This is a genomic window from Pseudarthrobacter oxydans, from assembly GCF_030812335.1.
Lineage (GTDB): Bacteria > Actinomycetota > Actinomycetes > Actinomycetales > Micrococcaceae > Arthrobacter > Arthrobacter oxydans_B.
The window spans coordinates 300244-322170 of the sequence record NZ_JAUSSN010000004.1 but is presented as its reverse complement, the minus strand read 5'-3'; the positions used below and the strand labels follow the sequence as shown (position 1 = coordinate 322170).

General features: G+C 64.6%; 21 protein-coding genes and 1 pseudogene. 18 read left to right on the top strand and 4 right to left on the bottom strand.

The window, feature by feature from the left end:
• Positions 1-206: 206 nt before the first annotated feature.
• Positions 207-1565, top strand: coding sequence for an ABC transporter substrate-binding protein (locus tag J2W14_RS09025; protein WP_370871235.1), 1359 nt, complete (start codon positions 207-209; stop codon positions 1563-1565).
• 129 nt (positions 1566-1694) lie between these two features.
• On the opposite strand, the gene J2W14_RS09020 is transcribed toward J2W14_RS09025, so the two are convergent.
• Positions 1695-3710 carry a beta-galactosidase gene (locus J2W14_RS09020; protein WP_307461387.1) on the bottom strand — a complete coding sequence of 672 codons (2016 nt, stop codon included), beginning with the start codon at positions 3708-3710 and terminating at the stop codon, positions 1695-1697.
• Positions 3711-3887: 177 nt separating this feature from the next.
• On the opposite strand from J2W14_RS09020, the gene J2W14_RS09015 reads away from it, so the two are divergent.
• The 5 genes from J2W14_RS09015 to J2W14_RS08995 are packed head-to-tail and all read left to right on the top strand — an operon-like array spanning position 3888 to position 9076.
• A complete protein-coding gene (locus tag J2W14_RS09015; protein ID WP_307461385.1) occupies positions 3888-5171 on the top strand; it encodes an ABC transporter substrate-binding protein in 1284 nt (427 codons plus the stop codon).
• Positions 5172-5216: 45 nt separating this feature from the next.
• The gene (locus tag J2W14_RS09010; protein WP_307461383.1) at positions 5217-6170 is read left to right on the top strand and encodes a carbohydrate ABC transporter permease; all 954 of its coding nucleotides are present in this window, start codon (positions 5217-5219) and stop codon (positions 6168-6170) included.
• Positions 6167-7084, top strand: a complete 918-nt coding sequence (locus tag J2W14_RS09005; RefSeq protein ID WP_307461381.1) for a carbohydrate ABC transporter permease — start codon at positions 6167-6169, stop codon at positions 7082-7084. Before J2W14_RS09010 ends, J2W14_RS09005 begins: the two co-directional genes overlap by 4 nt.
• A gap of 25 nt (positions 7085-7109) precedes the next feature.
• Positions 7110-7763 carry a Poxvirus protein I5 gene (locus J2W14_RS09000; protein WP_307461379.1) on the top strand — a complete coding sequence of 218 codons (654 nt, stop codon included), beginning with the start codon at positions 7110-7112 and terminating at the stop codon, positions 7761-7763.
• A gap of 53 nt (positions 7764-7816) precedes the next feature.
• Complete coding sequence (locus J2W14_RS08995) at positions 7817-9076, top strand: MFS transporter (RefSeq protein ID WP_307461377.1); 1260 nt, start codon at positions 7817-7819, stop codon at positions 9074-9076.
• 112 nt (positions 9077-9188) lie between these two features.
• Here the strand turns inward: J2W14_RS08995 and J2W14_RS08990 are convergent, their stop codons facing one another.
• Complete coding sequence (locus J2W14_RS08990) at positions 9189-10292, bottom strand: LacI family DNA-binding transcriptional regulator (protein WP_307461374.1); 1104 nt, start codon at positions 10290-10292, stop codon at positions 9189-9191.
• A 172-nt stretch (positions 10293-10464) separates the two neighbouring features.
• Between J2W14_RS08990 and J2W14_RS08985 the strand changes: the two genes are divergently transcribed.
• The 10 genes and pseudogenes from J2W14_RS08985 (at position 10465) to J2W14_RS08940 (ending at position 17546) form a co-directional block, all read left to right on the top strand.
• Positions 10465-11634 (top strand): Gfo/Idh/MocA family protein, encoded by a 1170-nt coding sequence (locus J2W14_RS08985; protein WP_307461372.1) that lies wholly within the window; start codon positions 10465-10467, stop codon positions 11632-11634.
• Positions 11634-12848: a dihydrodipicolinate synthase family protein gene (locus tag J2W14_RS08980; protein WP_307461370.1), complete on the top strand. Its 1215-nt coding sequence runs from the start codon at positions 11634-11636 to the stop codon at positions 12846-12848. Before J2W14_RS08985 ends, J2W14_RS08980 begins: the two co-directional genes overlap by 1 nt.
• The gene (locus J2W14_RS08975) at positions 12845-13684 is read left to right on the top strand and encodes a sugar phosphate isomerase/epimerase family protein (RefSeq protein WP_307461368.1); all 840 of its coding nucleotides are present in this window, start codon (positions 12845-12847) and stop codon (positions 13682-13684) included. Before J2W14_RS08980 ends, J2W14_RS08975 begins: the two co-directional genes overlap by 4 nt.
• A 169-nt stretch (positions 13685-13853) precedes the next feature.
• Positions 13854-15050 (top strand): glycerate kinase, encoded by a 1197-nt coding sequence (locus J2W14_RS08970; RefSeq protein WP_307461365.1) that lies wholly within the window; start codon positions 13854-13856, stop codon positions 15048-15050.
• 48 nt (positions 15051-15098) lie between these two features.
• Positions 15099-15314, top strand: a complete 216-nt coding sequence (locus J2W14_RS08965) for a hypothetical protein (RefSeq protein ID WP_307461363.1) — start codon at positions 15099-15101, stop codon at positions 15312-15314.
• Positions 15314-15601 (top strand): hypothetical protein, encoded by a 288-nt coding sequence (locus J2W14_RS08960; protein WP_307461361.1) that lies wholly within the window; start codon positions 15314-15316, stop codon positions 15599-15601. Before J2W14_RS08965 ends, J2W14_RS08960 begins: the two co-directional genes overlap by 1 nt.
• A pseudogene (locus J2W14_RS08955) lies at positions 15598-15747 on the top strand (ABC transporter permease); the annotation flags it as partial. The gene J2W14_RS08960 and the pseudogene J2W14_RS08955, both read left to right, overlap by 4 nt.
• 59 nt (positions 15748-15806) lie before the next feature.
• Positions 15807-16097, top strand: a complete 291-nt coding sequence (locus tag J2W14_RS08950) for an ABC transporter permease subunit (RefSeq protein WP_307461621.1) — start codon at positions 15807-15809, stop codon at positions 16095-16097.
• Between the two features lie 48 nt (positions 16098-16145).
• Positions 16146-16874: a rhamnogalacturonan acetylesterase gene (locus J2W14_RS08945; RefSeq protein ID WP_307461360.1), complete on the top strand. Its 729-nt coding sequence runs from the start codon at positions 16146-16148 to the stop codon at positions 16872-16874.
• Complete coding sequence (locus J2W14_RS08940) at positions 16875-17546, top strand: DUF1961 family protein (protein WP_307461358.1); 672 nt, start codon at positions 16875-16877, stop codon at positions 17544-17546.
• A 101-nt stretch (positions 17547-17647) separates the two neighbouring features.
• On the opposite strand, the gene J2W14_RS08935 is transcribed toward J2W14_RS08940, so the two are convergent.
• Together J2W14_RS08935 and J2W14_RS08930 are read right to left on the bottom strand one after the other, a co-directional pair.
• Positions 17648-19051 carry an FAD-binding oxidoreductase gene (locus J2W14_RS08935; RefSeq protein ID WP_307461355.1) on the bottom strand — a complete coding sequence of 468 codons (1404 nt, stop codon included), beginning with the start codon at positions 19049-19051 and terminating at the stop codon, positions 17648-17650.
• Between the two features lie 82 nt (positions 19052-19133).
• The gene (locus tag J2W14_RS08930) at positions 19134-20165 is read right to left on the bottom strand and encodes a LacI family DNA-binding transcriptional regulator (RefSeq protein WP_307461354.1); all 1032 of its coding nucleotides are present in this window, start codon (positions 20163-20165) and stop codon (positions 19134-19136) included.
• Positions 20166-20305: 140 nt separating this feature from the next.
• On the opposite strand from J2W14_RS08930, the gene J2W14_RS08925 reads away from it, so the two are divergent.
• Positions 20306-20662, top strand: coding sequence for an L-rhamnose mutarotase (locus J2W14_RS08925; RefSeq protein WP_307461606.1), 357 nt, complete (start codon positions 20306-20308; stop codon positions 20660-20662).
• 84 nt (positions 20663-20746) lie between these two features.
• On the top strand, positions 20747-21925 hold the full coding sequence (gene rhaI, locus J2W14_RS08920) for an L-rhamnose isomerase (protein WP_307461351.1): 1179 nt from the start codon (positions 20747-20749) through the stop codon (positions 21923-21925).
• Positions 21926-21927 lie beyond the last annotated feature (2 nt).

The window sequence follows — 21927 nt, the reverse complement described above, 5'->3', positions numbered from 1 at the left end:
GAGGCATCGACGATGACGGTGGTTCCGCCTGCATGAAGGTGGAAGAGGGAAGGACAGGATTTTGTTTCGAGCGCAATGTATGACATCGCCACCACCGGCATCAAATAACCTCTTGTAATACAAGTCACCAACTTGTAGCATAAGACCGAGAAAGCGCTTTCTCACTCGAATCATCCTCACTAGATCAAAGAAGATCGGAGTACCCAGTGCCGCTTTTTCCCCGCTCTGACGCTGCTGGCACCAACAGTCCGGCAGCTGCGTCATCCTCTGGCGCACGGCGCCGCATCCGTAAGACGGGCGTGGTTGCCGCGGCAGCCGCCGTCGTTATGGCCCTCAGCGCTTGCGGCGGGGGAGGCGCCCCGCAGAGTGACGGCGGCCCCGTCGAGCTGCGCTTCTCCTGGTGGGGGAGCGACAAGCGGGCGCAGGTAACGCAGGCCGCCATCGCCGCCTTCGAGGCTGAGAATCCCAACATCAAGATCAAGCCCGAATACGGTGACTGGAGCGGCTACTGGGACAAGCTGGCTACCCAGGTTGCCGCCAACGATGCCCCCGACATCATCCAGATGGACGAGAAATACATCACCGAGTACTCAACGCGCGGTGCGCTGCTGGACCTCTCCAAGTACGAAATCGACACCTCCAAGCTCGACGAGGCAGCCCTCAATGCGGGAAAGGGTGAGAAGGGCCTGACGGGCATCGCGGCCGGCATCAATGCCGCCACCATCCTGGCCAACCCGGCGGTCTTCCAGGCCGCGGGGGTTGAACTTCCGGACGACAAGACCTGGACCTGGGACGACTTCGAACGCATCTCCGCCGAAGTGACCGCCAAGTCACCGAAGGGCACCTACGGTGCCGCCGCCTACGGCACAGACGAAGCCTCGCTGGGAGTCTGGCTCCGGCAGAACGGCAAGACCCTGTACACGTCCGACGGCAAGCTGGGCTTCGAGCCCGGTGACATCGCCGAGTGGTGGGCGTTCCTGAAGCAACTCAGTGAGAAGAAGGCCGTGCCCTCGGCCTCTGAGGTGGTGGAAGCTGAGGCCGCCCCGCTTGATCAGAGCGGCCTGGCCACCGGCAAGAACGGGCTCGCGTTCTGGTGGTCCAACCAGTTGCCGGCCCTGGAGAAGGCTGCCGGTTCGGACCTGCAGATCCTCCGGTTCCCCTCCACCACGGGCAAGGCTGCCGACGCCCAGCTCTGGTACAAGGCATCCCAGTTCTGGTCGGCTTCATCGCGGACCAAGCACCCTGAGGAAACCGCCAAGTTCATCAACTTCCTGGCCAACAGCGAAAAGGCCGGCGCCGCCCTGCTGGCCGACCGCGGCGTGTACCCCAACTCCGACGTCCGGGCGGCCATTGAGTCCAAGCTGACCCCCGCCGACATCAAGGTGGTCAAGTTCATTGACCAGATCAAGGATGAGCTCGGCGAGGCTCCGGCTCCGCCGCCGAAGGGCGCCGGTGCCATTCAGGAAATCGTCAAGCGCTACACCTCGGAGGTGCTGTTCAACCGACAGTCCACTGACGAGGCCGGCAAGAAGGCCCACGACGAAATGAAGTCCGCCATCAGCTAAGCCGCACACCCCGCCGCAACACATCCCGGACCCTTTTCAGGAAGCGTCCGACGGCGGGTGGCACCTTCCGTCCCGGCTGGAACCTAAGTGTTCCGGCCGGGACGGCGCTGGTTAAGGCAGGCCCCCGGATCAGTCCTCTGCGATCACCGCAACCGCGCCGGCCTCGACCGTCCCCGCAAAAGCGGTCCCGGTCAGCAGATCGACACCGGCTGCCTCCACCGCGGCGGCGGACCGGGTGTGGTTGATGGCGAAGAGGAAGCTGCTGCCGTCAGCGGCCCGGCGCCGCACAAGCTCCACGCCGGCGTCCGCCGTAGCAACGGGGACCACGCCCGATTCGGCCAGCAGCCGGTCCACGAGCGACTCGATGCCATCGCGGTCCGGGAATGTCGCCAAGTACCAGGCCGCACCGGCACCGACGGCATGGCGCGTCAGGGACGGCACACCCTCCAAGGGATACTCGGAGAAAGCCTGCACCGCCTCAGCGCCGGCAAGATGGACGTGCTCACTCCAGGTGGTGGACACTCCGCCGTCGCTCAGCTTCAACTCGCCGCCGGCCGGCAGCGGGTGGAATTCCTCCACCCTGATCCCCAGCACCTCGCGGAAGGCGCCGGGGTAGCCGCCCAGCCGGATATGGTCATTCTCGTCGACAATCCCGCTGAAGTAGGTGACCAGCACGGTGGCCCCGGCCCGCGCAGCAGCCGCGATGTTAGCCGCCGCCGCGTCCGTGACCGAGTACAGCGTGCACACCAGTACCAGGTCGTAGCCCTCGAGTGACGCGGGCGGGTGCACAAAGTCCACCGCAATCCCGCGCAGGAACAGCGAGCGGTGGAAGGCCCTCATCACGTCCAAGTACTTCACGTCCGCGCTCGGCTTGGAGTCGATTTCGCTCGCCCACCAGGCTTCGTAGTCGAACACGATCGCCGCCCGGGATTCCACCCGGGAGCCCTTCACCGGCGCGAGCCGCTTCAGGGAGGAGCCGAGCCCCACCACCTCATGCCATACGCGCGTTTCACGCCCGGCGTGGGGGACCATCGCCGAATGGAATTTCTCGGACCCGGAGGAGCTCTGCCGCCACTGGAAGAACATCACGGCGTCCGCGCCACGGGCCACATGGGCCAGCGAATTGCGCAGCAGCTCGCCCGGCATCTTGGGCCGGTTGCGCGGCTGCCAGTTGACGGCCGACGTCGAATGCTCCATCAGGATCCAGGGGTCACCTCCGGCGATGCCCCGGGTGAGATCCGCGCTGAACGCGAGTTCGATGTGCCGTTCCGGATCGGCGGCGACCAGGTAGTGGTCGTTCGCGATGACGTCCAGGTCCTTGGCCCAGTCGAAGTAGTCGAGGGCTTTGGTGGCGCTGGATGCCATCAGGTTGGTGGTGGCCGGGATGCCGGGCGTGACTTCGCGCAGCACGGCAACAAGCTCGCGGTAGTAATCGATGAGCGCCCACGAGCTGAACCGCTGGAAGTCCAGCTGCTGGCCCGGATTCAGCGTTGAAGGAGCGACTCCGGGCGGCAGGATCCCGGCAAAAGAGCCGTAGTTCTGGGACCAGAACGCCGTGCCCCACGCGGCGTTGAGTGCCTCGATGGTGCTGTACCGGCGCTCCAGCCAGGCCCGGAATGCTGAGGCGTCTTCCTCACCGAAGAACTCCGAGACATGGCAGCCAAGCTCGTTGTCCACGTGCCACAGGGCCAAAGCCGGGTGGTTCTTATACCGCTCGGCGATGAGGCGCGTGATGCCGGCGGCGTACCGGCGGTAAACGGCCGACGACGGTGTGTAGTGCCGCCGCGAGCCGGGTCCCAGCACGGTCCCGTCAGCCGTGACGGGGAGGATTTCCGGGTGCTTGCGGACCAGCCATGCCGGCGGGGCCGCCGTGGCTGTTGCCAGCGCCACCTTGATTCCGTTGGCGGCGAGGTTGTCCATGACTTCGTCCAGCCATCCGAAGTCGTACTGGCCTTCGGAGGGCTCCAGCAAAGCCCAGGAGAAGATTCCGACACTGAGGAAGCTGACACCGGCTTCCTTCATCAGCCCGAGGTCTTCCAGCCGGATGTTGACCGGCCACTGCTCCGGGTTGTAATCGCCGCCGTAGGCGATCCCTTCAATGTGGTCCCAGACGCTGGCCGGGCCGGAATTACGTTGCAAGCTCATTGGACTCCTTTGTCTGCGGGATGGATCAAACGTACCCGAAGAAGGATCTTGGGAAAACGCTTGCCCAATGACGGGAATGCCGATATTGTATCGTTTCAGAAAGCCTGTAAGCCAGCTCACAGCTCACGATGAAGTTACTGGAGTGATGGTTTGCACAACTTGAGCAAGGAGGCTCTTATGATCGACAGAAGGAATTTTCTCACTACGGTGGCGATCGGTTCAGCAGCGGCCGCGGCATTGGCGGCCTGCGGTGCACCGGCAGCCAGCCAGACGGGGTCTGCAGCGAACCCCGTCACCATCAACTACACCTGGTGGGGCAACGACGACCGTGCCGAGCGCACCCGCAAGGCCATCGCCCTGTTCGAGGCGAAGAACCCGGATATCAAGGTCAACGGCAATTTCACGGACTTCGCCGGCTACTGGCAGAAGCGGGCCACGGAGGCTGCCGGCGGCGGCCTGCCCGACGTGATGCAGTGGGACCTCTCATACCTCCGCGATTACGGTCAGCGGAACCAGCTCCTGGACCTGAGCACCGTCAAGATCAACACGGACGCCTTCGACAAGTCCCTGCTGCCTTCGGGCCAGATCAAGGGCAAGACCTACGGCATCCCCACCAGCACGAACGCGTTCGCCGTCTACTACGATCCCGCCAAGCTCGCTTCCCTGGGCATCGCGGAGCCGGACGGCACGTGGAACTACAAGGAATTCAACGCTTTCCTGGCTGAGGTCGGCGCCAAGGGCAACGGCGCGCTTTTCGGCGGCACGGATTACACGTCCGTGTGGTGGATGTTCAACGTTTGGCTGCGTCAGAACAACATCGAGGCCTTCACCGAGGACGGCAAGCTTGGCTTCACCAAGGACGACCTGAAGAAGTGGTGGAACACCACCGCGGACCTGCGCGGCACCCCTGCGATCATTTCCGAGGAACGCTTCACCCAGCTCGCGCCGAAGTCACCCTTTGGCTCGAACGTGACCGGATCGGAAGTCACGTGGGATAACTTCATGGCCAGTTACCTCGGTGACAGCGGCGCCAAGGAGCTCAAGCTGGTGCCTGTGCCCTCAGATGACCCGGACAACCTGGGCCTCTTCCTCAAGCCCTCGATGCTGATGGTGGCCAGCGCCAAGACCAAGAACAAGGACGCTGCCGCCCGCTTCATCGAATTCATGGTCAACGATCCCGAGGTGGGCCAGATCTTCAAGACCTCCCGCGGTGTTCCGGCGTCCAAAACCCAGCGCGACGGCACCACCTTCGAAGGCACCGACAAGCTGGTGGTTGACTACGAGAAATCCATCGAGAAGTACCTCAAGGACGCTCCGGAGCCGCCCATCGTTGGCTTCGGCACCCTTGAAGCCTCGTTCAAGCGCATCAGTTCGGACCTGAACTACGGCAAGTTGTCGGTCGACGGTGCCACGGACGCCTGGTTCAAGGAAGCCGAAGACCTCATCAAGCAGAACGCCTGAGCAGCTTATTGTCTGCCCGACGCTCCCGACTGACGGATTGAACTCGTGACTCAAAGCCCAACCCTGAGCAGGCGTTCGACGTCGCCGTCCGCTCCCGCTCCGCGTAAATCAAAGCGGAGCGGGGCGGACGCCCGCGCCGGCTACACCTTCCTGCTGCCCTGGCTGCTCGGATTCATCGCCCTGACCGTAGGCCCGATGATCTCCTCGCTGTACCTTTCCTTCACCAACTACAACCTCTTCGAACCGCCCAAGTGGATCGGGCTGGATAACTACATCACCCTCTTCCAGGACGAACGGTTCCTGCAGTCGGTAGGGGTGACCCTGTCCTACGTGGTCTTCGGTACCCCGCTCAAGCTCGCAGCGGCCCTGGCCATCGCCATGCTGCTGAACAGCAAGCGCCGCGGCCAGGGCTTCTACCGCTCCGCGTTCTACGCCCCCTCCCTGATCGGGGCGTCCGTTTCCATCGCCATCGTCTGGAAGGCCATGTTCGGCGACGCCGGCCCGGTGGACCAGGGCCTGTCCTTCTTCGGGATCAACCTCGGCGGCTGGGTGGGCAACCCCACCATGACCATGCCCATGATGATCCTGCTGACCGTCTGGCAGTTCGGCGCACCCATGGTGATCTTCCTCGCCGGCCTCAAACAGATCCCGGCCGACCTGTATGAAGCGGCGTCCATGGACGGCGCCGGCCCGGTCCGGAAGTTCCTCAACATCACCTGGCCCATGCTCTCCCCGGTGGTCTTCTTCAACCTCCTGATGGAAACCATCCACGCGTTCCAGATCTTCGCCTCCGCCTACATCATCTCCAACGGTGAAGGCGGCCCGGCCGGCTCCACCCTCTTCTACACCCTTTACCTGTACCTGCGGGGCTTCAGCGACTTCCGGATGGGCTACGCCTCGGCGATGGCCTGGCTCCTGCTGATCGTCGTCGGCATCATCACCATGATCTTCTTCAAAACCTCCAAATCCTGGGTCCACTACAGCGGTGATTCGAAATGACAACCACAGCAACCCCCACCCGGCCGGTCCCGGACATCGAACAGGCCGACTACAACCCCAAGTCAGAATCCGTGGCCGCCAAACGCACCAAGAGCGGCATCTTCCACGCCGTGACACTCGCCCTGACCTGCGTGGTGCTCTACCCGGCACTGTGGATGGTGGCCTCAGCCTTCAAACCGAACTCCGAGATCGGCGGCGCCAACACCTCTCTGTGGTCCAACAACTTCAGCTTCGATAACTTCCTCACCGCCATGGACGGGATCGGCGGCGTCTCGACCCTGACGTTCTTCACCAACTCCCTGGTCCTGGCGCTCGGCGCCGTCATCGGCACCATCCTCTCCGCCAGCGTCTCGGCCTACGCCTTCGCCCGGATCAAATTCCCCGGCCGGAGCATCCTCTTCGGCATGATGATCGCCACCCTCCTCCTGCCCTTCCACGTCGTGATCATCCCGCAATACATCGTCTTCCAGCAGCTGGGCCTGGTCGACACCTACGTCCCGCTGCTGATCGGCAAGTTCCTCGCCGCTGACGCGTTCTTCGTCTTCCTCATGGTCCAGTTCATGCGCAACCTCCCGGCCGAACTCGACGAAGCAGCCCGCATCGACGGCGCCGGCCACGTACGGATCTTCACCGCCATCATGCTCCCGCTGATGAAACCGGCCCTGATCTCCACCTCGATCTTCTCCTTCATCTGGAGCTGGAACGACTTCCTGGGCCCGCTGCTCTACCTCAACACCCCGGAAAAATACCCGCTCCCCCTGGCCCTGCGCCTCTTCGTGGACCAAACCCAGTCCTCGGACTACGGAGCCATGATCGCCATGTCCGTCCTGGCCCTTCTCCCGGTCCTGATCTTCTTCCTCGTCTTCCAGCGCTACATCGTCGAGGGCGTCTCCACCCAAGGCCTCAAAGGCTGACGATGGCTGAAGACGGAGAGAGGAAATGAACGTGATGGACAGCGCCAAACCCGCATCCGGCGAGAAGGACCGCATTCCGGTCAACGGGTTTGCCCTGTTCTCCGAGACCATGCTTGCCGGGCTGGTCGTGCTGGCGCTGTCCATACCGCTGGTCACGATCCCCGCCGCGTATGCGGCGGGGATCGCCCACCTGGAACGGCACCTTTCCGGACGCGACGATTCCGTCCGTTCCCTCTGGACCACCTTCCGTGCTGCCCTGCGGGGCAGTTGGAGACTAGGAATCACGACGGCGGCAGCCGCCGTCGTGATCATCCTGAACTTGTTGCTGGCAACAGTCGGGCAGTTGCCGGGCAACACAGTGGTCCTTCCGGCCACGCTCATCCTGGCCGCCACCGGCGCGGTCCTGCTCCTGCGCACCACGGCCGCCTGGTCCGACTTTCCCGGACCGGCGAAGGGCGCCGGAACGGGCTCAGCCAAAACGGCCGCCGTTCCCTGGGCCCACGCCTGGAACATCGCCACATCGCTGTCGCTCCGCGACTGGACCGGTTCCCTCCTGCTGGTCGCGGCGTTGCTCGCCGCCGTCGTCTTTGTCTGGATGCTCGTCGCGCTCTTCGTTGTGGTACCCGGCATGCTGATCCTGGCCGCTGCTGCGGTCAAGATGCGGGCCACCCGCGCGTAGCAATTCCAGCCCCCGTCACTAGCCCTTCCGTCACTAGCGAGTTGAGCCCCGTCGTGTCTTCCGACAGCCCACAGTCCGCAGAATCCCTTCGCACACTTCAGCCGCCGGTCCGCTGGCATCACCCGCTGACGCAGCAAAACTACCGCCTGTATCTGGGCATGACATTTACCGGCAGCATGGGCGTGTGGATGCAGCGCCTGGCCCAGGACTGGCTGGTGCTGCAGCTTACGGGCAGCCCCGCCGCCGTTGGCATCGCCGTCGCCCTGCAGTTCCTCCCCATGCTGGTCGTCGGACCCCTGAGCGGACTGCTGGTGGATATCTTCCCCAAACGCAGCCTCATGATGGTCTGCCAGTCCGTGATTGTCATCTTGGCCATTGGCCTGGCCGCTTGGGATGCCAGTGGCGGAATCACGGTGTGGGTCGTCTATGGCAGCTGCATAGCGCTCGGCATAACGTCCGCCATTGACGGGCCCGCCCGGCAGGTGCTTGTCAATGAAGTAGTGGGCGACGCCGGCCTCCGCCCCGCCATCGGCCTCAACAACGCCATGGGCCAGCTCGGAGCCATGGCAGGGCCCGCCCTGGGCGGCGTGGTCATCGCCCACGCCGGATCCGCCGCCGCTTTCGCCTCCAACGCCTTTTTGGGCCTGCTGGTGCTTGGCATGATCGTTGGCATCCGGCCCGGGCTCCTGCACGCAAACAGCCCTGCAGCCAAGGGCCGCGGCCAGCTCCTCGCCGGCTTCCGGTACATCCGCGACAGGCCGTCGCTGCTTCTTATCATTGCGCTGGCCGGGCTGCTCGGGGCGTTCGGCATGAACGGCCCGGTGGTCCTGGCGGCGTTCGCCGAACGCGTCTGGCACAACGGGGTAGCCGGCTTTGGCATGTTCAATACCGTGAGCGCCGTTGGCGCTCTGGCCGGTGCCTTGCTGGCCGCCCGGCTCGGGAATCTGGGCCGAAAGGGGATTGTGGCCGCGGCGGGCCTTTTTGGGCTTTCCCAGCTGATTGCCGCCCTAATGCCCACGCTGGTTCTTTTCACCGTGATGCTCGTCGTGGTGGGCATGATGGCGCTCCTCTTCCTGACGACTGCGGCCACTGCCGTCCAGCTGGAAGCCGGCCCCGAGATCCGCGGCCGGGTGATGGCTCTATACCTTCCGCTGCTGCTGGGCGGTCATGCGGTGGGGGGCCTGCTGGCGGGCTGGCTCACCGAACAGTTCGGCGTCCGTACGGGTCTGACAGTCACAGGGGCCTTGGCGATGCTGGCGGCAGCGGCCATTGGCTTCCTGCTGTGGAGGAACTCCAGGCACGCCGCGGGCTGACTGCCCCCGGAAGCAGAAAATGCCTTGCAAGTTAGCCCGTCGGCGGCAGAGGTGAAGGATGCCGCATCAGCTAAACGCTGGCGGGGCGACGGCGCATGAGTTGCCGGGCTCCCTAGGTTTGTGACAAGGCTCGTGTTTCGGTGCTTCGACGCAGCATAACTCGGCCGGCGGGAGTTGTGCCGGCCTCCGCTTCATTGTCCGCTGACCCTCCGGAGGTGCCGCCCAGCGCCGCGAGCCTGCCAAAATCCTCAAGGGGAAGATGCACCGTGGAAAGAGCCGGACGGAAGTCCCGGAGGGTCTCGATATCGTCGAAGCCTGCGATCAGCGTGTCGCGGGGGATCCGCAATCCTTCAGACCGAAGCGCCGCCACGGCGCCGATGGCCATCACATCGTTGACGGCAAGAATGCAGGGACGGGCCTCTGCTCCCTGCGGCACTCCATGTCGATGGCGTGCGCCGCCCAGGATCCGTTTGGCAAGCGAGAGGCCTGCATCGTAACCGCCTGCTCGATCAAATCCGGTGCGCACGATCTCAGCCGGCGGCAGCCCGGCTGCTTTCAGACCGCGCTGGTAACCCCGGATTCGATCGTCCGACGTCAGTAGGCCTTCAGGGCCACCCAGGATCAGGAAGGTCCCGGAGTGGATCTTCGCCAGTTTCCCGACGAGCTCTGCGGCGAGCTCCTCGTTGGGAACGTTTACGACGTGATAACACTCATGCGCAGAAGCCCCGACAACCGGGTGTCCCATAACGCCGACCCGGCCGCCATTCCGGCAGTAACGGTCGAGTTCTGCGGACAGTTCCGCATTGCTGTTCTTGTCTTCCGGCCGGATAGAGCGTGACCCGGCAATCACAATTGAGTCAGCCCGGCGCGCGGCGAAGGCGGCCACCGCGACGCACTCCTCGGCGGGCGTGCCGTTGGTGGTGGCCAGCAGGAGCATTTTGCCCTGCTCGCGGGCAGCAGCCTGCACGCCGCGGGCGATTGCGGAGAAGTAGGGGTCGGCGATGTCGTGCACAATCAAGCCGATGAGGCCGGATTTGGATTTCACCAGCCCCTGCGCCTGGGCGTTCGGCACGTAGGAGAGTGAGGCTGCCGCCTGCCGGACGCGTTCAGCGATTTCGGGCCCCGGTGTCCTGGCGGAACCATTGAGTACCCGGGAGGCGGTGGCGGGGGAGACCCCGGCCAGTCTCGCCACTTCGGACAGGGTACTTGCACTCACGGACAACTCCTCTTCAGGGGACTCAGCCTCGGGTAGCCTCGGCAAGACTCAATTATGCCAGTCACAACTTGTTTGGGAAAGCGCTTGCCAATTGCGCATCCTCAGGGCATGCTGAATGCACGGGAATGCGCTTTCCGCATCCGAAAATCACTTATCACCTGAAGAGGGACTCATGGGCTTCGAAACAAAGACGATCCGCATCGCCATGAACGGCATTACCGGGCGGATGGGGTACCGCCAGCACCTGCTGCGTTCGATTCTTCCCATCCGCGATGCCGGCGGATTCACGCTGGAGGACGGGACCCGCGTCCAGGTGGAACCCATCCTGGTGGGCCGGAATGAAGCCAAGATCCGTGAGCTCGCTGAGCTGCACAAGGTCGCGGAATGGACCACCGATCTCGATTCCGTCATCAACGATCCCAGCGTCGACGTTATCTTCGATGCATCCATGACCAGCCTGCGTGCGGCCACCCTCAAGAAGGCCATGCTGGCGGGCAAACACATTTTCACCGAGAAGCCCACTGCTGAAACGCTGGAGGAAGCCATCGAGCTGGCGCGCATCGGCAAGGAATCCGGCGTCACGGCCGGCGTTGTGCACGACAAGCTGTACCTGCCGGGACTGGTCAAGCTTCGCCGGCTGGTGGACGAAGGGTTCTTCGGCCGCATTCTGTCCATCCGCGGCGAATTCGGGTACTGGGTCTTCGAGGGCGACGTGCAGGCTGCCCAGCGCCCGTCCTGGAATTACCGCAAGGAGGACGGCGGCGGAATGACCACCGACATGTTCTGCCACTGGAACTATGTCCTGGAAGGCATCATCGGCAAGGTCAAGAGCGTCAGCGCCAAGACTGCGACCCACATCCCGGCCCGCTGGGACGAAGCTGGCAAGGAATACGCGGCTACCGCCGATGACGCCTCGTACGGCACCTTCGAACTCGAAACCCCAGGCGGCGACCAGGTTGTCGGGCAGATCAACTCGTCCTGGGCCGTGCGCGTCTATCGCGACGAACTTGTGGAATTCCAGATCGACGGCACGCACGGCTCCGCCGTCGCCGGCCTGAACAAGTGTGTCGCGCAGCAGCGCGCCCACACGCCCAAACCTGTCTGGAACCCGGACCTGCCGGTCACGGAATCCTTCCGCAGCCAGTGGCAGGAAGTCCCCGCGAACGCGGACCTGGATAACGGCTTTAAGCTGCAGTGGGAGGAATTCCTCCGCGATGTCGTCGCCGGCCGCGAGCACCGCTTCGGTCTGCTCTCCGCGGCCCGTGGTGTCCAGCTCGCGGAGCTCGGCCTGCAGTCCAACGACGAGCGCCGCACCATCGAAATCCCGGAGATCACGCTCTGATGACGTCGCTAATTCTTCCCACCGAAGACGGCGGCACCCGGGAATACCGGGTGCAGGGCCGCACGAGCTGGCCGCGCCCCACCGCACCTCTCACATCCCGGCGCGCGTACGCCGCCGCGCACGTCATTCCCGAAGTTCTGGCGGACAACACACCGGGCGCCCCGGCCCGCCTCGACTGGGACGCCACCATGGCCTACCGGCATGAACTGTGGTCTTACGGTCTCGGCGTTGCCGACGCCATGGATACGGCTCAGCGGGGCATGGGCCTTGACTGGGCCGCTACCCAGCAGCTGATCAAGCTCACGGGCGTGGAAGCGGCCTCTGTGGTCGCCTCGAGCAACGCTGCCACGGCCGGAAAGACCGTCCGGGACCTTGTCTCCTGCGGTGCAGGAACCGACCAGCTGGACATGGAGACATTGCCCAGTGGCGAGGACGGGCTGAAGGCAGTCCTCAACGCCTACCGTGAGCAGATCGCCGTCGTCAGCGAAGCCGGGCCCAAAATCATCCTGATGTCCTCCCGGGCGCTGGCCAGGGTTGCGGACGGTCCGGACGATTACCTGAAGGTGTACTCCACCCTGCTCCAGGAAGTGGACCAGCCGGTCATCCTGCACTGGCTGGGCACTATGTTTGATCCTGCGCTGGCCGGCTACTGGGGCAGTGATGACATCGCCCGGGCCACCGGGACGTTCCTCTCACTGATCCGCGACAACGCGGACAAGGTGGACGGCGTCAAGGTATCGCTGCTTGATGCCAGCCATGAGACTGCCCTCCGCGCAGCCCTCCCCGAAGGCGTCCGCCTTTACACGGGCGACGACTTCAACTACCCGGAACTAATTCACGGCGACGGAAACCACCACTCCGACGCCCTGCTGGGCATCTTCGCAGCCATCTACCCCGCGGCCTCCGTTGCCCTTCAGCACTACGACGCGGGCGACGCCGCAAAGGCGCGGGACATCCTCGACTCCACCCGCGAACTGGGCAAGCACATCTTCAGTGCCCCCACGTTCTACTACAAGACCGGCATCGCCTTTATGTCCTGGCTCAACGGTCGGCAGCCCGGCTTCCAGATGGTGGGCGGACTGCACTCCGGCCGCTCCGTGTGCCATCTGGCCAAGACGTTCGAACTCGCCGACCAGGCAGGGCTGTTGAAGGACCCGGCGCTGGCCGCGTTCCGGATGTCCGACTACCTGCGCATCAACGGAGTGGGAGCATGACCGATTTTTCGCGCTTGTCACTGAACAGCGCCACGACCAAGAAGTGGACGCTGGCCCAGGCCGTTGAAGGGTGCGTCGCCGCCGGGATCCCCGCGATCGGACCTTGGCGGGACCGGGTTGAAGAGGCCGGCCTGGACAAGGCAGCCAAGCTCATCAAGGACGCTGGCCTTCGGGTCTCGTCGCTCTGCCGGGGAGGCTTCCTGACCGCGCCCGACGCCGAAGGCCAGGCAGCCGCCCTGGCGGACAACCGCGCGGCGATCCTCGAAGCCGTGGCGCTGGACACCCGGGAACTCTTCCTGGTGGTCGGCGGACTTGCACCGGGGGAGCGGGACGTCGTGGCGGCCCGTCGGCGTGTGGCCGACCGTCTCGCCGACCTTGTCCCGTTCGCCGAGGAAAACGGGGTCCGGCTGGTGCTCGAGCCGCTGCACCCGATGTACGCTGCGGACCGAGCCCTGGTGTCCACCCTGGGACAGGCTCTGGACCTCGCTGTTCCATTTGCGGCGGAGGCTGTGGGTGTTGCGGTGGATACGTTCCATGTCTGGTGGGACCCGGAACTGAAGGCACAGATCGAGCGCGCCGGCCGCGAACACCGGCTCGCTTCCTACCAGGTCTGTGACTTCAACATGCCTATCGCCGCCGACGCCCTGCTGTCCCGGGGATACATGGGCGACGGCGTCATTGACTTCCAGGCGATCGGCACCTGGGTCCGCGATGCCGGCTACACCGGCGACATCGAAGTGGAAATCTTCAACCAGGAGATCTGGGACGCCGACGGCAACACCGTCCTGGAAACCGTCAAGGAACGATATGCACGGCTCGTGCTGCCCTACGTATAGAGGGCACTGCGGAGTTCCCCACCCGGGGGCTGGGCGCCTGAGGTACTTCCCGGCCCCGCGGTACGCGTGAGTGCCTTGACGGCGTGCCACGCTGCCGATGCCCGGACGTCCTCTGGTCGTGAAGGCGGCGAGGCAGGTCGTGCCCCCGAGGACAGAGAGAAGGCTGGAAATGCGAGTTCTGGTCGCACCCGATAAATTCAAGGGTTCACTCACTGCGAGTGAGGCGGCCTCCGCCGTCGCCGAAGGCGTCAGACGCGTGTACCCCGAGTCGACGATTATCGAATTGCCCATCGCCGACGGCGGCGAGGGCACGCTGGAGGCGGCGTATCGCGCGGGCTTTGAGAAAAGGCTCACTACCGTCGTCGGTCCAATCGGGGAGCCCATCAACGCAGAGTGGGCGTTACGGAAGGACGCGTCGGGTGCAATCAGCGCGTTGATCGAAACCGCCCGGGCTTCGGGCCTTGAACACATGCCGAGGTCTTCGCGGAATGCGCTGCGTGCGCACAGCTACGGCTGCGGTCAGCTGATCACGGCCGCGTTGGACGCAGGCGCGGCAGAAGTCATCGTCTGTCTGGGCGGATCGGCCATGACGGACGGAGGTATGGGCGCAATACGTGCCCTCGGGCTGAGCGTGCTTGATAGCAAAGGCCGCGACGTGCCCCTCGGCGGCGACGGGCTCTCCGAAGTGGCAGCCGTGGAGGCCTCGGGCTTGGATTCACGATTGGCAGGGATAAGTCTTCGTCTCGCTGTCGACGTCCGGAACCCGCTTCACGGACCAAACGGTGCCGCCCATGTCTTCGCTCCTCAAAAAGGCGCCACCCCTGGCGACGTCAGCCTGCTGGACTCGGGGCTGCGCAACTGGGCCGCTGTGCTGGGCATGGCGGACCACCGCGAGACCGACATTCCCGGCGCCGGAGCGGCCGGCGGGTTCCCGGCACCGTTCCTGACCTTTGCCAACGCCTCGATGGAAAGCGGTTTCGCTCTGGTCGCGGAGCTCACCGGCCTGGCCAGAGAACTCATGGACGCCGACCTGGTAATAACGGGTGAAGGGTCCTTGGACGTGCAGTCGCTCGAGGGCAAAGCGCCCATCGCTCTCGCACACACCGCCAGGGTGCACGGCGTTCCTGTTCTTGTGCTGGCGGGCCGAATCCTGGTTTCGGACGAGGAGTTGGCACTGCACGGCGTGACTGCCGCCGCCCAACTGCTGGACTGTGCAAGATGGGAGTCCGGCGCTCCCGACGAGGAGGACGCGGTGAATAATGCGGCACTGTACCTACGCGGCGCGGCCGCACGGCTGCTTACCGAGTCCAGGGCGAAAATACTGCGCCGAAGCCCGCGACCGGAGCGGGCCCAAGAGCTAGCCTGATCTCCGGTAGCGGTTTCTCAGCTTCCTTGCAGGAATTAGCCGGACGGTGTGAAAGTCCACGTTCCTGCGTGGATCCTGAAATCCAACGCCCTTAACCGGTCCGTGGCCGACGTCTTTGATACCTATGTGTACTTCGTGGGCATCACCCAGGGCGCCACCAGCTACTCGACGGCAGTGGGACTGTTCAAGTCACTGGTGGGCATCGTGCTGATCTTCGGCACCAACGCCCTGGCCAAGCGACTCAACCAGAGCGGACTGTTCTAATGAAGATTCACAACACCACCGGCGGGCGGATCTTCGACGCCGCCAACTACGTTTTCCTGAGCCTGATCGGCGTCATCACCCTGCTGCCGTTCGTCTACGTCTTCGCGGGCTCGTTCGCCACCGAAGCGGAGATCACCCGGCGGGCCTTCTTCGTCGGGCCGGAGCAGTTCAGCCTCGGCGCTTACGAATACATCTTCTCCACCCCGGCGTTCATCCGGGCACTGGTCACCACCGTGCTCGTCACTGTGGTGGGTACCGTGGTGCAGCTGATCCTGACCGCGGCATGATCCCCACGTTCCTGCTGGTCAAGGACCTGGGCCTGCTCAACAGCTACTGGGCGCTGATCCTTCCAGCGGCGATCAACCCGTTCAGCCTGATCATCATCAAGAACTTCTTCCAGGAGCTCCCCGTCGAGCTGGAGGAATCCGCCAAGATGGACGGCGCCACCGAAGTGGGGATCCTCTGGCGCATCCTGCTGCCGCTCTCCAAACCGTGCTGGCAACGTTTGCCCGCTTCTACGCCGTCGGGATCTGGAACGACTTCATGTCGCCCCTGCTGTACCTGTCCGATAACTCGAAGTGGACCCTGCAGATGTACCTGCGCCAGGTCACCGCGTCCTCGGACCTGCTCGGCACCGGAAACGTGGACCCGAACTACATCCCGCCGGTACAGGGCATCAAGTTCGCGGTGATCGTCGTCGCCACCCTGCCCATCCTGATCTTCTACCCCTTCCTGCAAAAACACTTCGCCAAAGGCATGCTCATCGGCTCCGTCAAGGGCTGACCGCCCGCATCCACGCCCTGAGCTGCCCCGACCACCAGAAAGCACAACATGAAAATCCTGCTCGCCGGAGATTCCACCGTGGCCAACTGTCCCACTAACGAGTACCCCATGAGTGGATGGGGTGCGCAACTGCCCCAGCATGTGTACTCGTGGGCGGCCGTACACAACTTCGCCAAGGGCGGCGCCAGCACGGAGTCCTTCCGGGCGGAGGGGCTGTGGGGGCAGCTCCTGGAAACCGCGGAGGCTGGCGACCTCGTCCTGATCCAGTTCGGGCACAACGACCAGAAGAAGGCCCACCTCGCGGCCAGGACCGGCTACACGGCCAACCTGCGCACCATGGTGGCGGAGGTCCGTGCCCTGGGCGCCGGGCCGGTGCTCTGCACCTCGGTGGAGCGCCGGCACTTCCTGGACGGCACCGGCCCACACGGCGTCCTTGAGGAGAGCCTGGAGGACTACCCGGAGGTTGTCCGTGAGATCGCGCTCGAGCTGCGGCTGCCCTTCATTGACCTTAACTCCTGGACGCGCGCGCGGTATGTGGAGCTCGGGGTTGAGGAATCGAAGTCCCTGTTCTGCCATTTCGGCCCGGGCGAGCACGCTTTCTGGCCGGCCGGGCTAGCGGACAACACGCACTTCTCCCAGAGTGGTGCCTCCCTGGTGGCGGCAGAAGTCGCCGCGCAGCTGCTGCGGCTGGGCTTCCCGGGCCGTTCGGACTCCCCGGACGGCATGACGGCGGGGCGTACGACGGCGGCGGGTACGGCGGCGGGGGTGCGGGGCTAGGTGGGCGCGGCGCACGCCGGCGGCGAGCTGCTGTACAACAACCCGCTCGCCGGCCCCGCGGACGTGGCGGACTGGGTGCCCGAGGGGCCGTTGAACGTGGGCAGCCGCGACGGTGCATTGGAGCTGTCCGGGTCCCTTCACGACGAAGAGTTCGGGGACCACGCGCACTGGACCTTCTGGTGTCCCGTGGAGTTCCCGGACGGCATCCGGATCAGCTGGGAGTTCCTGCCCCTCGCTGAGCCGGGGCTGGCCATGGTGTTCTTTGCGGCTGAAGGGCAGGGCGGCCGTGACCTGTTTTCGCCCGGGCTCGCAGCGCGGACGGGCTACTACCCGCAGTATCACCCCGGCGACATCGATGCGCTGCACGTGTCCTACTTCCGCCACAAGCACGCGTCCGAGCGGGCCTTCCGCACCTGCAACCTCCGGAAAAGCGCCGGCTTTGAACTGGTGGCCCAAGGCGCCGATCCCCTGCCGCCCACCGAGGATGCGCTGGATTTCTACCGGATGGCAGTGGTGAAGGACGGCCCGCAGGTGGCCTTCTCCATCAACGGGCTGACACTTTTTGAGTGGACGGACCAGTCGGACAGTGTGCTGGCCGGCGGGCGCCTCGGGTTCCGGCAGATGGCTCCGCTTAAGGCGGCCTACCGGAACCTCAGAGTGGAGAAAATCTAGCGGTGACTCGTCGCATTCCCGGCGGAACGGCCCGGTTGCCGTCCTTGCCGCCAGGGCCGCAGGTTCCCGGGCATGACGTTCTCCGGTCCATGAAGACGTCGTCAGCCGGGCTTGATGTTTTGGTTGAGGCTGAAGAAGTTGGTCGGGTCGTACTTGCGCTTGAGGGTCTTGAGCTTCTCGTATTTGGCGGCTCCGTAGGCCTGCCTGACCCGCCCCTCACCCTCTTCCATGAGGAAGTTCACGTAGACGCTGGTGTGGTGGGGTGCCAGGGCGGTCCAGTAGTCACGGGCCCACCGGCGTTCAGCATCGAAACCCTCGGCGGTCTTGCTGTTGCCATTGATGTTGAAGGTAAACCCGGCGTTGCGACCGTTGAATGCCGTGGCTTCGTCGTCGATGCGCCCCACCGCCCCGCCCATTTGCCATAGGGCGATGCTGGTGACGGGCGAAGTGATGCGCCTGCCGTGCTCCACCACGATGTCGATGACCTCGTCGCTGAGGGCTGCGACGTCACAGGACCTGACGTAGTAATGCCAGCCGTGCGGGAACGACGGATCAAACGTCTTCTGATGCTCCAGGAACGGCTTGGGCCGGCAAAAATCGAGCACGGGCGAACCGAATTCCTTGAGTGGCCGCAGGGCCCGTTCGCCGTCCTCGACCGGTCCCGCGTAGCAGGCGGTGACCCCGATGACGAGCTTGCCCACCAGGTCCGGAGGGACGATGGGCAGCGCCGGGGCCCGCCGCTGCACCGCGATGGTCATGAGCTCGTCGGGGCAATCCGCGATCCAGTCCCGGTAAAAGCGGAGCACTTCCGGGGCATCTTCCATCGCCCAGAAGACGGGGCCCGCCATAACGTCCGGGCCCACGGGATTCAGCCGGAACTCGAAGCCGGTGACGATGCCGAAGTTCCCGCCACCACCCCGCACGCCCCAGAAGAGGTCCGCGTTCTCGTTCTCGCTCGCCCTGACCAGGTCGCCGTCGGCGGTGACCACCTCCACGGACCGCAGCTGATCGATCGAGAGTCCGTATTTGCGCATGACCCAGCCAATGCCGCCGCCCAGCGTCAACCCTGCAACCCCGGTGTGGGTGACAATCCCTGACGGGACAGCCAAGCCGAACGCCTGCGTCTCGAGGTCGAGTTCGCCAAGCAGCACGCCCGCCTGGACACGGGCTATCCGCGTCTCGGGGTCCACCTGGACGCCCTTCATCGGCGCGAGATCGATGACCATGCCGTCGTCGCAGACGGACAAGCCGGGGAAGCTGTGTCCGCCCCCGCGCACGGCGGCCAACAGGTCCTGCGAGCGCGCGAACCGGATGGCAGCCTGCACGTCTGCGACGCCGGTGCAACGCGCTATGAGTGCGGGACGGCGGTCAATCGATCCGTTCCATATTTTGCGGTGCTCGTCGTAACCAGCATCGCCCGGCCGGACCAGGTCGCCCCGAAAGGATGTCTGAAGTTCATCGACGGCGACGCCGTCGATCTCAGGGCTTTGTGTCACTGAACTCACGAACCTCTCTCCTCCCAGCAGATTCCCACTGTTTGAATGAACTGACAAGAGAAAATTGCGGGAGTCGATTAGGCGGCAGGACCTAGCCGGCGGAGGTGCTCCGCGCCGGACCGGTGCTCTGGCGCACCACCAGTTCCGGAGTGAAAATGACTGCCCGGTGCCCCGGGTTGTTCGATTCAAGTTCCTCCGCCAGCAGTTCGATGGCGGTGCGTCCCAGCGCCTCGGTGGGCTGGCGAATGGAGGAGAGCGGTACCACTGCTGAGACGGCGAAATCGATGTCGTCGTAACCGATCAGCGCAATATCTTCGGGAATCCTCAGGGTGTGGGTCATTGTCAGGGACTGCATCACGCCCAGGGCCAGGAGGTCGTTGGCGCAGAAGATGCCGTCCGGCAGCTCCCCGCGCCCCCGCTCCACCAGCAGGTTGCCGACACCGCGGCCGGCCAGCACCGTCTGCCCGGCGGAATCCAGAACCTCCAGCGTGGCATCCGGCTCTTCCTTCACGGCCCGCTGCGCACCCTGGAGGCGGTCCGCCACCTGGCGGATGGTCGTGGGGCCGCCCACAAAGGCGAGCCGACGGCGGCCGGTGTCCAGCAGGTGCCGCGCAGCGAGGTAACCTCCGGCGTCGTCGTCCACCGAGACTGAGCTGTACTTGTTCTCGTCGGCCAGCCGGTCCACCAGCACGGTGGGGATGCCGCGTTCGCGGAGCAGATCCAGCCGCTCAGTGACGTCACCCACGGGAGAGATCAGGAGGCCCTGCACGCGCTGCTCCTGGAAAAGGTCAATGTAGTTGGATTCACGGCTGGCGTTGTGGCCGCTGTCGCCCAGCAGCACTGCACTGCCCTGGAGTGCCGCGGCGTCTTCGGCGGCCCTCACCACGGAGGTGAAGAACGGGTTGCCGACGTCGAGCACAATCAGCCCGATGGTCCTGCTGTGGCCGGCCCTGAGCTGGCGGGCGGCGTCGTTGCGGACAAAGCCCAGCTCATCAATGGCACGCAGCACGCGCTCCTTGGTCCGCTGGGACACCCTGTCGGGGTAGTTCAGGACGTTGGAGACCGTGCCCACGGCAACACTGGCGTGGTTGGCGACGTCCTTGATGCTGGCTGAGCGATTCATGATTCTCCGTGCTGATCTGCGGGTGCAGGAAATCCCCGTGGTCCATTGGGTGGAATGCTTGACACCTTCTTGTATTCAAGAGTACTTTGAATCGTAACAATGAAACGATTCAAAGAGTGGAAAGTTCAGGAGAGTCGCAGATGAGGGTGTGTTTCCGTTCGTCGGTCCAACCAGCGCTGATCGGGGAGTACCGGCGCCGGCATGCTGCCGTGTGGCCGGAGATGCTGCGGGCCCTGAAGGACGCGGGCTGGAACAACTATTCGCTCTTCCTGGGCGAGGATGGCCTCCTCATCGGCTACGTGGAATGCGACGATTTCGACGCTGTTCGCGCCCGGATGGCTCTGGCAGGCGTGAATGCGCGCTGGCAGGCCGAGATGGCCTCGCTTTTTGACAACCCGGACAACCCGGATCGGGCACCCGACGAAGGGTTCCAGCTCCTTGAAGAAGTCTTCAATCTTGACGATCAGCTTGCAGCGGAGGAGTCCACGGCCAGCTGATCCACCGAGGCTCCAGCATCGGGGCCGCAGCACCGACACCACCACACCCCAAATCGCAGCTACACAGACCGGAAGAATCCCATCATGAATGACGTAGCAACGGCGCTGGGCAGGCTCGGAGAGCTTGCCATCGAGGTCCCTTCGTGGGCCTATGGAAATTCAGGTACGCGCTTTAAGGTGTTCGGCACGCCGGGCACCCCGCGGACCGTGCAGGAAAAGATCGCCGACGCCGCCAAGGTGCACGAGCTGACCGGGCTCGCTCCCACCGTTGCCCTGCACATCCCTTGGGACAAGGTGGATGACTACGCGGCGCTGAAGGAGTACGCGGCGGGCCTCGGCGTCGGCCTGGGCACCGTCAACTCCAACACGTTCCAGGATGACGAGTACAAGTTCGGCTCCCTGACCTCCTCCAACGAGTCGGTGCGGCGCCGGGCCATAGCGCACCACCTTGACTGCATCGAGATCATGCACGCCACCGGCTCGCAGGATCTGAAGGTGTGGCTTGCGGACGGCACCAACTACCCCGGCCAGGACGACCTCCGCGGCCGGCAGGACCGGCTCGCGGAGTCCCTGCAGGAGATCTACGCAGGCCTGGGTGAGAACCAGCGCCTGGTGCTGGAGTACAAGTTCTTCGAGCCAGCGTTCTACCACACCGACGTCCCGGACTGGGGCACCTCCTACGCGCAGACCCTGGCCCTGGGGGACAAGGCAATGGTCTGCCTCGATACCGGCCACCACGCTCCGGGCACCAACATCGAATTCATCGTGATGCAGCTGCTGCGCCTGGGCAAGCTCGGTTCCTTCGACTTCAACTCGCGCTTCTACGCGGACGATGACCTGATCGTCGGAGCAGCCGATCCGTTCCAGCTGTTCCGCATCATGTACGAGGTCATCCGCGGCGGCGGCTTCGGCACGTCCGCAGGAGAGAGTTCACACGTGGCCCTCATGCTCGACCAGTGCCACAACCTGGAAGAGAAGATCCCGGGCCAGATCCGCTCGGTCCTGAACGTCCAGGAAATGACGGCCCGCGCCTTGCTCGTGGACACCGCAGCCCTGGGCGAGGCCCAGCGCGAGGGGGATGTCCTCGCCGCCAACGGCGTCTTCAACGACGCCTTCTACACCGACGTCCGCCCCATCCTGGCCGGCTGGCGTGAATCCCGCGGCCTGCCCGCGGACCCGATGGCCGCCTTCAAGGCCAGCGGATACCAGAAACAGATCAATGAGGACCGCGTCGGCGGCCAGCAAGCCGGATGGGGCGCATAAGA

Coding starts and splice junctions, on each gene's coding strand:
- J2W14_RS09020 (WP_307461387.1), bottom strand. CDS start 3,710: ATGAGCTTGCAACGTAATTCCGGCCCGGCCAGCGTCTGGGACCACATT.
- J2W14_RS09015 (WP_307461385.1), top strand. CDS start 3,888: ATGATCGACAGAAGGAATTTTCTCACTACGGTGGCGATCGGTTCAGCA.
- J2W14_RS09005 (WP_307461381.1), top strand. CDS start 6,167: ATGACAACCACAGCAACCCCCACCCGGCCGGTCCCGGACATCGAACAG.
- J2W14_RS09000 (WP_307461379.1), top strand. CDS start 7,110: ATGAACGTGATGGACAGCGCCAAACCCGCATCCGGCGAGAAGGACCGC.
- J2W14_RS08985 (WP_307461372.1), top strand. CDS start 10,465: ATGGGCTTCGAAACAAAGACGATCCGCATCGCCATGAACGGCATTACC.
- J2W14_RS08980 (WP_307461370.1), top strand. CDS start 11,634: ATGACGTCGCTAATTCTTCCCACCGAAGACGGCGGCACCCGGGAATAC.
- J2W14_RS08975 (WP_307461368.1), top strand. CDS start 12,845: ATGACCGATTTTTCGCGCTTGTCACTGAACAGCGCCACGACCAAGAAG.
- J2W14_RS08970 (WP_307461365.1), top strand. CDS start 13,854: ATGCGAGTTCTGGTCGCACCCGATAAATTCAAGGGTTCACTCACTGCG.
- J2W14_RS08960 (WP_307461361.1), top strand. CDS start 15,314: ATGAAGATTCACAACACCACCGGCGGGCGGATCTTCGACGCCGCCAAC.
- J2W14_RS08945 (WP_307461360.1), top strand. CDS start 16,146: ATGAAAATCCTGCTCGCCGGAGATTCCACCGTGGCCAACTGTCCCACT.
- J2W14_RS08930 (WP_307461354.1), bottom strand. CDS start 20,165: ATGAATCGCTCAGCCAGCATCAAGGACGTCGCCAACCACGCCAGTGTT.
- J2W14_RS08925 (WP_307461606.1), top strand. CDS start 20,306: ATGAGGGTGTGTTTCCGTTCGTCGGTCCAACCAGCGCTGATCGGGGAG.
- rhaI (WP_307461351.1), top strand. CDS start 20,747: ATGAATGACGTAGCAACGGCGCTGGGCAGGCTCGGAGAGCTTGCCATC.